Annotated in this window: 14 protein-coding genes; all 14 read left to right on the forward strand. The window is 65.2% G+C overall.

Annotation, left to right across the window (positions count from 1 at the left end; all coding sequences use genetic code 11):
- Nucleotides 1-26: 26 nt before the first annotated feature.
- Nucleotides 27-1181 (forward strand): molecular chaperone DnaJ, encoded by a 1155-nt coding sequence (gene dnaJ, locus CSW57_RS19875; protein ID WP_099384224.1) that lies wholly within the window; start codon nucleotides 27-29, stop codon nucleotides 1179-1181.
- Between the two features lie 26 nt (nucleotides 1182-1207).
- Complete coding sequence (locus CSW57_RS19880; protein ID WP_099384225.1) at nucleotides 1208-1975, forward strand: 16S rRNA (uracil(1498)-N(3))-methyltransferase; 768 nt, start codon at nucleotides 1208-1210, stop codon at nucleotides 1973-1975.
- Between the two features lie 2 nt (nucleotides 1976-1977).
- Nucleotides 1978-2742 carry an alpha/beta hydrolase family protein gene (locus tag CSW57_RS19885; protein ID WP_099384645.1) on the forward strand — a complete coding sequence of 255 codons (765 nt, stop codon included), beginning with the start codon at nucleotides 1978-1980 and terminating at the stop codon, nucleotides 2740-2742.
- Between the two features lie 174 nt (nucleotides 2743-2916).
- Nucleotides 2917-3918, forward strand: coding sequence for a PhoH family protein (locus CSW57_RS19890; protein WP_099384646.1), 1002 nt, complete (start codon nucleotides 2917-2919; stop codon nucleotides 3916-3918).
- A gap of 34 nt (nucleotides 3919-3952) precedes the next feature.
- On the forward strand, nucleotides 3953-4507 hold the full coding sequence (gene ybeY, locus CSW57_RS19895) for an rRNA maturation RNase YbeY (RefSeq protein ID WP_099384226.1): 555 nt from the start codon (nucleotides 3953-3955) through the stop codon (nucleotides 4505-4507).
- 6 nt (nucleotides 4508-4513) lie between these two features.
- On the forward strand, nucleotides 4514-5914 hold the full coding sequence (locus tag CSW57_RS19900) for a hemolysin family protein (RefSeq protein ID WP_099384227.1): 1401 nt from the start codon (nucleotides 4514-4516) through the stop codon (nucleotides 5912-5914).
- 65 nt (nucleotides 5915-5979) lie between these two features.
- Nucleotides 5980-6267 carry a cytidine deaminase gene (locus CSW57_RS19905; protein WP_223249416.1) on the forward strand — a complete coding sequence of 96 codons (288 nt, stop codon included), beginning with the start codon at nucleotides 5980-5982 and terminating at the stop codon, nucleotides 6265-6267.
- Nucleotides 6264-7190: a GTPase Era gene (gene era, locus CSW57_RS19910; protein WP_099384229.1), complete on the forward strand. Its 927-nt coding sequence runs from the start codon at nucleotides 6264-6266 to the stop codon at nucleotides 7188-7190. The genes CSW57_RS19905 and era overlap by 4 nt, the downstream gene beginning before the upstream one ends.
- A 36-nt stretch (nucleotides 7191-7226) precedes the next feature.
- Complete coding sequence (locus CSW57_RS19915; RefSeq protein ID WP_099384230.1) at nucleotides 7227-8561, forward strand: YhgE/Pip domain-containing protein; 1335 nt, start codon at nucleotides 7227-7229, stop codon at nucleotides 8559-8561.
- Between the two features lie 199 nt (nucleotides 8562-8760).
- Nucleotides 8761-9651: a cyclopropane mycolic acid synthase family methyltransferase gene (locus CSW57_RS19920; RefSeq protein WP_099384231.1), complete on the forward strand. Its 891-nt coding sequence runs from the start codon at nucleotides 8761-8763 to the stop codon at nucleotides 9649-9651.
- Entirely contained in the window at nucleotides 9648-10691 is a 1044-nt protein-coding gene (locus CSW57_RS19925; RefSeq protein WP_099384232.1) for a fused (3R)-hydroxyacyl-ACP dehydratase subunits HadA/HadB, read from the forward strand. The genes CSW57_RS19920 and CSW57_RS19925 overlap by 4 nt, the downstream gene beginning before the upstream one ends.
- 76 nt (nucleotides 10692-10767) lie before the next feature.
- Nucleotides 10768-11595: a DNA repair protein RecO gene (gene recO, locus CSW57_RS19930; protein WP_099384647.1), complete on the forward strand. Its 828-nt coding sequence runs from the start codon at nucleotides 10768-10770 to the stop codon at nucleotides 11593-11595.
- 31 nt (nucleotides 11596-11626) lie between these two features.
- On the forward strand, nucleotides 11627-12400 hold the full coding sequence (locus CSW57_RS19935) for an isoprenyl transferase (protein WP_099384648.1): 774 nt from the start codon (nucleotides 11627-11629) through the stop codon (nucleotides 12398-12400).
- Nucleotides 12393-12797 (forward strand): hypothetical protein, encoded by a 405-nt coding sequence (locus CSW57_RS19940; RefSeq protein ID WP_062799715.1) that lies wholly within the window; start codon nucleotides 12393-12395, stop codon nucleotides 12795-12797. Before CSW57_RS19935 ends, CSW57_RS19940 begins: the two co-directional genes overlap by 8 nt.
- The last annotated feature ends 9 nt before the right edge of the window (nucleotides 12798-12806 follow it).

A 12806-nucleotide genomic window follows, 5' to 3' on the forward strand; every position in this document is an offset into this window, starting at 1 on the left:
AATCAAAGAACGGAAAATGCATCGCCGTGGCACGTGACTACTACGGGATCCTTGGTGTGGACAGAGGCGCCAGCGACCAGGAAATCAAACGCGCGTACCGCAAGTTGGCGCGTGAATTGCACCCCGACGTCAACCCAGATGAGTCGGCACAGACCCGCTTCCAGGACGTGACGGCCGCCTACGAGGTGCTCACCGACCCGGAGAAGCGGCGCATCGTCGATGCCGGCGGTGACCCGCTCGAATCGGCGGGCGCCGGCGGCTTCGGAGGCTTTGGCAACGGTGGGTTCACCGGTGGCCTCGGCGACGTCTTCGAGGCGTTCTTCGGTGGCGCGGGCGGCGGCGGACGGGGTCCGCGTGGTCGCGTCCAAGCAGGTTCCGATGCGCTGCTGCGGATGCGACTGGACCTCGACGAGTGCGCGGCGGGTGTCAGCAAAGAGGTGACGGTCGACACGGCAATTCTCTGCGACGTGTGCACCGGGTCGGGCACAAACGGCAACAGCAAGCCCGTCGTGTGTGAAACCTGCCGCGGCGCAGGCGAAGTGCAATCGGTGCAACGCTCGTTCCTCGGCCAGGTGATGACGTCGCGGCCGTGCCCCACCTGTGGGGGCGCCGGTGAGACGATTCCCGATCCGTGCCACAAATGCGGTGGTGACGGACGAGTGCGCTCGCGCCGCACCCTCACCGTCAAGATCCCTGCTGGTGTCGCCGATGGCATGCGGGTTCGTCTCGTCGGCCAGGGCGAGGTGGGACCAGGTGGCGGTCCTGCCGGCGACCTCTACGTGGAGGTCCAGGAAAAGCAACACAGTGTGTTCGTCCGCGACGGCGACGATCTGCACTGCACCGTGCGCGTCCCGATGGTCGACGCCGCCCTCGGTGGCGAGATCGACATCGACACGATCCTGGGCGGCTCCACCCGCGTGGTGATCGAACCCGGAACGCAGCCAGGGCAGATCGCCAAGATCCGTGGTCAGGGAATGCCGCACCTGCACACCGGGGTACGCGGCACCCTGCATGTGCACCTCGACGTGGTGGTGCCGACGCGCCTCGATTCGCAACAGACCAAGCGTCTCAAGGAGTTCCGGAAACTGACACTCGAGGACCAGATCGAACTGGTGCACGCCGGGTCGTCGAACACCGGGGGACTGTTCTCCCGGCTGCGTAACGCGTTCGCCGGGCGCTGACGCAGGGCTGTGCCGAGGACGCCGTCATGAGTCCGCCGCTGTTCTGGGTCGGCAGCGTGCCACCTGCCGGGGAGATCGCCACCGTGGACGGTGACGAGGGTCGCCACGCCGTCACCGTCACCCGGGTTTCGCCGGGGGAACGCATCATCGTGGCCGACGGTCTGGGGACCTCCGGGCTGGCCGAGGTGATCACGACCGAAGGCAAGGCGTCGCTTCAGGCGCGGGTACTCGATCACGTCGGCAGGTCCGCACCCCGACCGCGGGTGACCGTGGTGCAGGCCCTGCCCAAATCTGAACGGTCCGAGCTCGCTGTCGATCTCGCCACCGAGGCTGGTGCCGACGCGATCGTGCCGTGGCAGAGTGCGCGCTGCGTGGCGAAATGGGTTGGGGCCAAGTCAGACAAGGGTGTGGCGAAGTGGCGGGCGGCCGCTCGCTCGGCGGCCAAGCAGAGCCGGCGGGCCTACATCCCGGAGGTAGAAGACCTGGCGGCGACGCGGGACGTCGTGGCGCGCGCACAACAGGTCGTCGCGGCCGGCGGCATCGTCGCTGTCCTGCACGAGAGTGCCCGGACGAGCCTTGCCGCGCTGGATCTGTCGAGCGCTGCGGAGATCATGTTGATCGTGGGACCCGAAGGTGGACTCGATGATTCGGAAATCGACGCCCTGGTGTCGGTCGGTGCGGTCGCGGTCTTGCTCGGACCCGAGGTGCTGCGCACCTCCAGTGCGGCAGCAGTCGCGCTCGGTGCCATCGGCGCGCTGACCCCGCGTTGGGCGGTGGGCACGCCATGGAGGTGAGGGTGAAAAGGGTGAAACTGGCCTACGGCGAACGCAATTCGCAGTTCGGTCACGTCTACCTGCCGGCATCGCCCGCCGAGAACGGCGTGCCGGTCATCGTCCTCGTGCACGGCGGCTACTGGAGCACCGAGTTCGGGCTCACCATCGAGACCGCCATCGCCCGCGATCTCGCCGCTCGCGGAGCCGTGGTCTGGAACATCGAGTACCGTCGCGTCGGGGAAGAAGGCGGCGGATGGCCACGCACGGGCAACGACGTCGTCGCCGCCATCTCCGCACTCGACGGCCCGGTCCGATACGCCTTGCCTGAGCACATCGCGTCTGCGGCCGACTGGTCGCGGGTCACCGTCATCGGGCACTCGGCGGGCGGCCAGCTCGGGGTGTGGGCCGTGGCCCAGCTGGGCGCCGTGACCAAGAGAGCAGCGATCTCCACGGTGATCGCTCAAGCGGCACCGCTCGATCTGCAGTCGGGTGGACGCGCCGGACGCCCGTCACTGCGTGCGCTGATGGGGGCCTCGATCAAACAGGCGCCGCAGCTGTACCGCGATGCCTCACCGGTGGAGCAGGCACCTTTTCCCGCCCACGTCGTCGCGATCCACGGAGACCTCGATGAGTCGGTGCCGGTCGAGGTGAGTCGCGACTACGTGCACCGCGTGGTGCACGCCGGTCAGTCTGCGGAACTGATCGTGGTCCCCGGCGAGGGCCATGACGTGTTCGTCAATCCGCGCAGCAGGGGTCATCGGGAGACGGTCCGGGTACTGGGTATCTGACGGCGCGAGGTCCGCTTCGGCGAACAGGCGAAATATTGACGTGAAACCGGGCGTTTCATCGACGTAGAATCAATCGAACCCAGCGGCAGAGCAGGAGATAAGAACTTCGTGAGAGATGACAACAGCGCGACCCGAACCAGCGACGACTCGGACGGGACATCGGCGCGTACAACGGTGACCACAACCCTCGAAGTGTCACCGGATGTCATCTTCGGACTGCTGGGCGCTGGTGACAAGAATCTGAAGCAGCTCGAGTCCGATCTGACCGCCGACATCCATGTACGTGGCAACGCCGTGAAATTGACCGGAGAACCCGCCGACGTGGCGATCGCCGAGCGCGTTCTCGCCGAATTGTCCTCGGTGGTGCGGCGCGGAACCCCGTTGACGCCGGACCTCGTCCGCCACAGCGTCGGCATGCTGACCGACGGGTCGGGGGCTTCACCTGCAGAGGTGCTGAGTCTGGACATCATCTCCAGGCGCGGAAAGACCATCCGGCCCAAGACGCTCAATCAGAAGCACTATGTCGACGCCATCGACAAGAACACCATCGTCTTCGGGATGGGTCCGGCCGGTACCGGCAAGACCTACCTCGCGATGGCCAAGGCAGTGCAGTCGTTGCAGGCCAAAGAGGTGAGCCGGATCATCCTGACCCGTCCGGCGGTCGAGGCCGGCGAGCGTCTCGGGTTCCTGCCGGGCACCTTGCACGAGAAGATCGACCCCTATCTGCGGCCACTGCACGACGCCCTCCACGACATGATGGATCCCGAGGCGATCCCAAAGCTGATGGAAGCCGGGGTCATCGAGGTGGCCCCGCTGGCCTACATGCGTGGGCGCACCCTGAACGACGCGTTCATCATTCTCGACGAGGCGCAGAACACCACCGCCGAACAGATGAAGATGTTCCTCACCCGGCTCGGCTTCGGCTCGAAGATCGTGGTGACGGGCGACGTGACCCAGGTGGACCTGCCGGGCAACTCCGAGAGTGGCCTGCGCGCCGCAAGCCGCATCCTCGAGAACATCGACGACATCTTCTTCTCGCATCTCACCAGCGCCGACGTAGTACGCCATCGCCTGGTTTCCGACATCGTCGACGCCTATGGCCGAGATGAGGCAGCGGCAGAATTACACGGCAATCGCGCACAGCGCCGTGCCGCGGCCGGCGGGCGTCACCGATGAACGCGGACGCGCCCCGAACGACGGGCGGAGACCTGTGAGTATCGAGGTCTCCAACGAATCCGGCGTCGATGTGCCGGAAGAGATGCTCATCGACGTCGCCACCTTCGCGCTCGGCCGCATGGATGTACATCCGGCGGCCGAGTTGTCGATGGTGCTGGTCGACAGCGAGACGATGGCAGAGCTGCACATGCGCTGGATGGACCTGCCCGGTCCCACCGACGTGATGAGTTTCCCGATGGACGAACTGAGTCCGGGCGGGCGCCCCGACACCGCAGGGCCGGGACCTTCGATGCTCGGTGACATCGTGCTGTGTCCGGAGTTCGCGGCGGAGCAGGCCGCGACTGCCCGGCACTCCGCCGACCACGAATTGTCCATCCTCACCGTGCACGGTGTGCTGCACCTCCTCGGCTTCGACCACGCCGAGCCCGAGGAAGAGAAGGCGATGTTCGGTCTACAGGGCCAGATCATCGAAGACTGGTATGACGACCGGCGCGCTCGCGCCCGTGCCGCCCGGATGGCCCAACGAGACACGAAGCTGTTGCACAGCACCGGTTTCGACGACGACTCACCGACCTCCGAGGGAAGCTGATCACCAGTGCCCGCTGATATAGCCCCGCTGATCGCCGCAGTTGCGCTGGTATCGATCGGCGGCGTCTTCGCGGCCATCGACAACGCACTCGTGACGGTGTCGCCCGCGCGGGTCGAGGATCTGGTCAAAGACGGCCGTCCTGGCGCTCGCCGACTCCGCGACGTGCTCACCGATCGGGCCAAATACGTTGCGCTGACCGTATTGCTGCGTATCGTCTGCGAAACTGCCGCAACGGTTTTCGCCGCCGGATACGCCGTCGAGGTGCTCGGTACCCCCTGGGGTGTCGTGGTGGCCATCGGCGTGATGGCAGTAGTCAGCTACGTGGTGATCGGAGTGGGCCCACGCACCCTCGGCAGCCAGAACGCCTACTCGTTCGCGGTGAACTCCGCGGCTGTCCTACAGATCATCGGGGTGCTGCTCACCCCGCTGACCCGGTTGTTGATCGCTCTAGGCAACGCGATCACCCCCGGAAAGGGCTTTCGCAACGGACCGTTCGCCACCGAGGTCGAGTTGCGTGAGGTGGTCGACATGGCCGAGCTCACCGGTGTCGTGGCCGCGGGCGAACGACGCATGATCCAGTCGGTGTTCGACCTCGGCGACACCAGCGCACGCGAGGTGATGGTTCCGCGCGGTGAGATGGTGTGGATCGAGGCGACGAAGACGGCGGCGCAGGCCACATCGCTGGCGGTACGTTCGGGGCATTCCCGTCTGCCGGTGATCGGCGAGAATCCCGACGATGTGCTTGGGGTGGTGTACCTCAAAGACCTGGTGCAGCGCGGACTTCCACCGGCTCAGCCGACCGCGGTGGAAGTGCGCGAACTGATGCGCGAAGCCGAGTTCATCCCCGATTCCAAGCCCCTGGACAAGGTGCTCGCCGACATGCAGCGCAGTCGTAACCACATGGCGCTGTTGGTCGACGAGTACGGCGGTATCGCCGGTCTGGTGACCATCGAAGATGTGCTCGAAGAGATCGTGGGCGAGATCAACGACGAGTACGACACCGACGAGACCCCGCCCATCGAGGCTCTCGACGACGGCACGGACGGATACCGGGTGTCGTCGCGACTGCCGGTCCAGGACCTCGCGGAACTGTTCGACGTGGAGTTCGACGAAGACGACGTGGAGACGGTCGGCGGATTGTTCGGTCTTGTCCTCGGCCGGGTGCCGCTGCCCGGAGCCGTCGTGGAACTGCATGGGCTCGAATTGATCGCCGAGGGCGGGCCGAATCGGCAGGGGCGCGTACGGATCACGTCGGTTGTGGTGCACCGGGTTCCCGAGAAAGAACTCGAGAAGAAGAAGAAACGGAAGAAGAAGCGGGACGTGTCAGAAGCCGAGACCGCCGACACGGCGGACCATCAGCCGGATACCGCCGAACGCACCACCCAGCTACATGAGGAGGCGTCGTGAGTCGGCCAGCGGCATCCGGACTCGACGACGAGGACAGCAAACTGCTGACGTTGGCGCGGGGTGCGATGGCTCGATCGGGCGGCGACACCGGCGCGGCGGTACGGGACACCGATGGCAGGACGTATGCCGCCGGTCCCGTCGCTCTCACCTCACTCCGGCTGTCGGCGCTGCAGGTGGCGGTGGCGATGGCCGTGGCCAGCGGTGCCGAGGGGTTCGAAGCGGCGGTCATCGCGTCCGGTGCCGATGTGGGCGATGATCCGGGTCTGGCACCGTTGACCGAAGTCAGCGCCGACGCGTACGCGCTGGCTGTGGACCCCGCGGGCGATGTCCGACATCTGGCGGTTCCCGCGTGAGCGTTCCAGAGAGCGACTCCGATTTCCGGTCCGGTTTCGTCTGTTTTGTCGGCCGGCCGAACACCGGTAAATCGACGTTGACCAACGCGCTGGTGGGGGAGAAGATCGCCATCACCTCCAGCCGGCCGCAGACCACCCGGCACACCATCCGGGGCATCGTGAACCGCGAGGACACCCAGCTCATCCTGGTGGACACCCCAGGTCTGCACCGGCCCCGCACTCTCCTCGGTAAACGACTGAACGACCTTGTGCGCGACACGTATTCGGAAGTCGACGCGATCGGATTCTGTGTCCCTGCGGACGAGAAGATCGGGCCCGGGGACCGCTGGATCGCTCAGCAGCTCAAAGAGATGGCCCCGAAGACGCCCGTGGTCGGCCTGGTCACGAAGATCGACAAGGTCAAACCCGAACGCATCGCCCAGCAGCTGATGGCGTTGTCCGAACTACTCGGACCCGACAGCGAGGTGGTGCCCATCTCCGCTGCCAAGGGCAAACAGTTGGACGTGCTCGTGGGCGTCCTGCGCGGATTGATGGAGGCGGGCCCGGCGTACTACCCCGACGGCGAGCTGACCGACGAACCCGAGACCACCTTGATGGCCGAGTTCATCCGCGAGGCCGCGCTCGAGGGCATCCACGACGAGCTGCCCCATTCCCTCGCCGTGGTGATCGAGGAGATCATCGAACGGGAGGTTCCGGAAGGGCACGTCCCGATGGTCGACGTGCACGCGAACTTGTTCGTGGAGCGGGATAGTCAGAAGGGCATCATCATCGGGAAGAAGGGTGCTCGCCTCAAAGAGGTCGGCACGGTGGCCCGCGTTCAGATCGAGAAAGTGATGGGTGCCAAGGTGTACTTGGACCTTCATGTGAAGGTGGCCAAGGACTGGCAGCGCGACCCCAAACAGTTGGGACGACTCGGCTTCTGACGGGCGCGCGGCAACGACGATCGAGGGAGCAGCCCGATGGATCCGGACGTAGCACGCAAAATCCGTTCACCGTGGCTCTGGCTCGTTCCCGTCGGCGCGGTGGTGGTGCTGATGTCGCTGCTGGCCGCGACGTACGTGGGTTCGGTGGCGGACCCGCAGAAACACCTCGAGAAGTTCCCGGTGCTCCTGGTGAACGAAGACGGTGGGGGTCGATTGCCCGGGCCGGACGGCGGCGAGGGGCCGGAGCAGAACTTCGGCGCGCAGATCGTGTCAGGGCTCGAGAAGGGCTCGGACACACAGAAATTCGACCTCGAGGTGGTCGACTCGGACACCGCGTTCCACCGTCTGGACAATGCCGAGGCCTATGGGGCGATCGTCATCCCGCGGAACTTCACCTCGACCTCGATCGAATTCGCCGGATCGGCTGTGGGTTTCACCCAGGTCGATCGCCCGGTGATCCAGGTCTGGACCAATCCGGGGGCCGGCGCACTCGCGTCCTCGATAGTCACCGCATACGCGGACACCGCTCTCACCGAGGCCAACACCACGTTCGGCAAGCAGTTGGCGGCCGGGGTCATCGATCAGGCCAAACAGGCCGGATTGACCGTGAGCGGAGCGTCCCTGCTCGGGTTGGCCGCTCCCATCGACATCCGGATCGACCCTGCTGATCCACTCCCGGGCAACGCCGGTAACGGACTGACAGCGTTCTACTTCGCGTTGCTCCTGGTGCTCGCCGGATTCACGGGGTCGGTGATCGTGCAGACCCTCGTCGACGGCATGCTCGGCTTCGGTCCGATGGAGGTCGGACCCCTGTATCGACTGATGGCTCCGCTGAAGATCTCGCGGTGGGGGACCCTGGTGATCAAGTGGTGGATCATGTTCGTGATCGCTCTGGTTCTGGCGTCGGTGTATCTGCTGGTGTGCCGAGTGGTCGGAATGGACCTCTCCAATGCCTTCGCTCTCTGGATGTTCGGCGTTCTGGTGATCACGGCGGTGGGGGTGACGTGCATGTCGGTGGCCGCGGCCCTCGGATCCTTCGGTCTGCTCGTGAACATGGTGGTGTTCGTGGTGCTGGGACTGCCGTCCTCGGGAGGCACCGTCCCGCTGGAGGCCACCCCCTCGGTGTTCCATTGGCTCGCGTGGTTCGAGCCGATGCATCAGGTGTATCTGGGCGCCCGGGCGATCCTGTACTTCGACGTCAACTTCTCTGCCGGGCTCGGTCGGGCGCTGGTGATGACCGGCGTGGGCCTGGTCATCGGGTTGATACTGGGCGCCGTGGTGACCCAGTTGTATGACCGCAAGGGGTGGTTGCGTGCACCCGGGGGATTCAGCCCTCGCCACCTGGCGGAATCGTCGAAATCAGCCATCTGAATACGCGCGGTATCAAATACTGACGATTAAATGACGTTTGCTCGAGCGCTCAGTGGGGAATAACACGTTCAATCCGTGACGGCGACGAGTGAGTCGGGGCATGCGTCGCAGCGGTAGGACATCGGCTGATGCCGGTGACGCGGTGTCCAATCAGCGGCACGGCAATTCCACGTGTTCGAACGCGAAAGGCCATGCCGCGATGACGAATGACCTGACCCCTTTCTACGACGATGTCCAAGCTCACTACGACTTGTCCGACGAGTTCTTCGAACTGTTTCTCGATCCGACGCGAACATACAGTTGCGCCTATTTCGAACGCGATGACATGACTCTCGAAGAAGCGCAGCGCGCAAAGGTGGACCTAGCCTTGGGTAAATGCGATCTCGAGCCCGGTATGACACTGCTCGATGTCGGTTGTGGCTGGGGTTCGACGATGCTGCGAGCACTGGACAAGTACGACGTCAATGTCATCGGACTGACGCTGAGCCAGAATCAGCACGACCGCGTGGCATCGCTGCTCGAGCAGCGGGACAACACCGGCCGTAGTGCCGAAGTGCGACTGCAGGGTTGGGAAGACTTCGACCAGCCGGTCGACCGGATCGTCAGCATCGGCGCGTTCGAACATTTCCGGCGTGAGCGCTATGACGCATTCTTCGACAAATGTCGCAACATTCTTCCCGCGGACGGTCGAATGTTGTTGCACACCATCACGCAATACAATCGTCACGACATCCGTGAACGTGGTCTCCCGATCAACAGGGAAGTGCTGGAGTTCGCTCAATTCATCCAGAACGAGATCTTCCCGGGAGGCCAGTTGCCCGAACCCACGTGGGTGGTCGACGGCGCCGAGGCCGCAGGCTTCGCGGTCGAGCGCATCCATCCCTTGCAGCAGCACTACGCGCGGACATTGGAGATCTGGTCGGCAACGCTGCAAGAGAAGAAAGACCAGGCGATCGCGATCGCGTCACCCGAGGTGTACAACACCTACGTCAAATACCTCAGTGGTTGTGTGGACTATTTCAGGAAAGGCTATATCGACGTCATGCAGTTCAGTTTGTCCAAGCAGCAGCCTCCTTCAGTGCAGCAATGAGCGTGCAGCAAGAAGCGGTTCCAGCCGCAGACGTGGCAACCTCCCTCCTGGGTCGGCCCTACCGCCTGTCCGACACCTATGAGGTCGGGCGGGAGAAGATCCGCGAGTTCGCGAGGGCAGTACAGGACCACCACCTGGCCCACTACGACGTGGGCGTTGCCCGCGCTCTTGGGCACGAGGGTTTGGTGGCGCCGATCACCTTCACCGCGATCCTGGGCGGCATATCGCAGCGTTGTGTCTTCGAGCAGTTCCTGCCCGGTTACGACCTGAGCCAGGTATTGCAGACCGAACAGCGCATCCGTCAGCATCGGCCCTTGCGGGCGGGCGACGACATCACCTGCCGGATCACTCTCGATGCGTTCCGGGCCGGGCACGGACAGGACTCGTTTGTCCTGAGAACCGATATGTCGGATCAGACCGGAGCTCTGGTGCAGACCGGCTGGACAACTGCAGTCGCGCGCTCGGGCGGAGTTGTCGACGAGAACATCGCCCAGGCCGTCGAGGGCATCTTGATGCGCGCCGCCACCGAGGCCGGTGGCGAGATCGGATCATCGATCGTGCATCTCGTGGAGGACGACACCGGCACGCTCGCGATTGCCGACTCCGTTGCGCCGCAACCCAAGCGGCGGTTCGCCGACGTCTCCGTCGGTGACGAGATCTCGGCGCGCACCGTGCAGGTCGCCCGCGGCGACCTGGTGAACTATGCGGGAGTGTCGGGTGATGAGAATCCGATCCACTGGAGCGAGCAGGTGGTCGATCTCGCCGGCCTGGACAATGTCGTCGCCCACGGGATGCTCACCATGGCCTTCGGCGGTGGCTATCTGTCCGAATGGGTGGGCGATCCCGGGGCAGTGATCGAGTACGGCGTGCGTTTCACCCGGCCGGTGTTCGTCGAGGCGAAGACGCCGGCAGAAGTGACCTACACCGGGAAGATCAAAGAGCTCGACGAGACGAACCGGACCGCCACGATCGTGCTCACCGCGACCGCTCGCGGAAGCCGCATCTTCGGTAAGGCGACGGCCATCGTGCAACTGGCGTGATCGCCGGATCCGATCGGGTGCCTGGTGAGGCATGTCGGATCGGACGGCGGTCGGTGCCCGGTGGAACAATGTTCGGGTGAGGTTGTATCGAGATGAGGCGGTGGTCGTCCGCCAGCACAAGCTGGGCGAGGCGGACCGCATCATCACGCTGCTCACCAAGGAGCACGGGCTGGTCCGTGCCGTCGCCAAAGGGGTGCGACGTACCCGTTCGAAGTTCGGTGCCCGGCTCGAACCGTTTGCGCACGTCGACGTGTTGCTCCACCCGGGTCGCAACCTCGACATCGTCACCCAGGTCTACAGTCTCGACACGTTCGCCTCGGCCATCGTCTCCGACTACGGCCGGTACACCACGGCCTGTGCGATCTTGGAGACCGCGGAGCGTCTGGCCGGTGAGGAACGCGCCCCGGCGGCCCGCCTCCAGAGGTTGACGGTGGGTGCGTTGCGAGCGGTCGCGGCGGCGGATCGGCCCAAAGAGCTGGTACTCGACGCATTTCTGTTGCGAGCGATGGATTTCGCCGGCTGGATGCCGGCGCTGGAGAACTGTGCGCGCTGCGGTGATCCCGGGCCTCACCGTGCCTTTCACGTGGCGGCCGGCGGTGCGGTCTGTGTGCACTGTCGCCCACCCGGCTCGGCGACGCCTTCACCCGGGGTACTCGACCTGATGGATGCGCTCTACCGTGGCCAGTGGGAACACACCACCGAGGTCACCGAATCGGCTCGGCGGCAGGCCAGCGGTTTGACCGCAGCGCATCTGCAATGGCATCTCGAACGCCAGCTGCGCACACTGCCGCTGATCGAACGCGAGGCGCCACACCGGGGGCTCATCCCCGCCGGCGTGCCCATCGCCCCTGCCAGAAAGGACATCAGTGATCCAGCGACGACGCAGCGCGGCGCGGCAAGCTGAGGCACAGGCCGCAGCGGATGCGACATCACGGGTGATCCGTCCGCCCGACCCGCATCCGTCGGGGGCTCGGCCTCCGGAGATACCGGCCCAGTTCGTCCCCAAGCACGTCGCCCTCGTCATGGACGGGAACGGCCGCTGGGCCACCGACCGTGGCCTCCCGCGCACCGAAGGCCACAAGCGCGGCGAGGCGGTGCTCATGGACACGGTCTGCGGGTGCATCGAGATGGGTGTCGGGTGGTTGTCCGCGTACGCGTTCTCCACCGAGAACTGGAGCCGCAGCCCGGACGAGGTGCGTTTCCTCATGGGTTTCAACCGCGACGTCATCAGGCGCCGGCGTGACGAGATGCACGAGATGGGTGTGCGTGTGCGTTGGGCCGGGCGACGACCACGGCTGTGGCGCAGTGTCATTCGTGAGCTCGAGGTCGCCGAGGAGCTGACCGAGCACAACACCACCATGACCTTGACGATGTGCGTCAACTACGGCGGCCGGGCAGAGATCGCAGATGCCGCTCGCGAGATCGCCCGTCGCGCCGCCGCCGGAACGCTGGACCCCGAACGCATCACCGAGGCCTCCTTCGCGCGTTATCTCGATGAACCCGACATGCCGGACGTGGATCTGTTCCTGCGCCCCTCGGGGGAGCAGCGCATCTCGAATTTCCTCCTCTGGCAATCGGCCTACGCAGAGATGGTGTATCAGCACAAACTGTTCCCGGATTTCGATCGCCGGGATCTGTGGGACGCCTGCGTCGAATACGCAAGCCGCGACCGACGTTTCGGTGGCGTGCCGGGGTCGTCCGGTGCCTGAGGCGCAGGGCGAGGCCGGACTCATCGCGCGAACCGCCGAGGTGCTGGCGTCGGAGGTCTCGGTGCAGCCGGGCGAGGACGATTCGCTCACCGTGTATTTCCAGGGCACCGTGGTCTCGATGCGTGCGTTGTCTCTCGCGCCGGGACTCGACGTGCTGTCCCTGACCCAGGTGCTCGCGTGGGACCTACCGGTGACCGATCAACTGCGAGCCGACGTGGAGCAGGCGTCGGGATCGTCCAATTTCGGCACCGTCAAACTCGCGGTGCACGAAGTGACCGCAGATGTGTTGTTGCACTACACGTTTCCGGCCGGCACCCTGTCCGACGAAGCGTTGCGCACCATGCTGATGATGGTGCTCGGTGTAGGCGCCGAGGTGGGCGCGCGCATCCGGGGATGATCGTTGCCG

It is taken from the genome of Williamsia muralis, assembly GCF_002735905.1.
GTDB classification, from domain to species: Bacteria; Actinomycetota; Actinomycetes; order Mycobacteriales; family Mycobacteriaceae; genus Williamsia; species Williamsia muralis_A.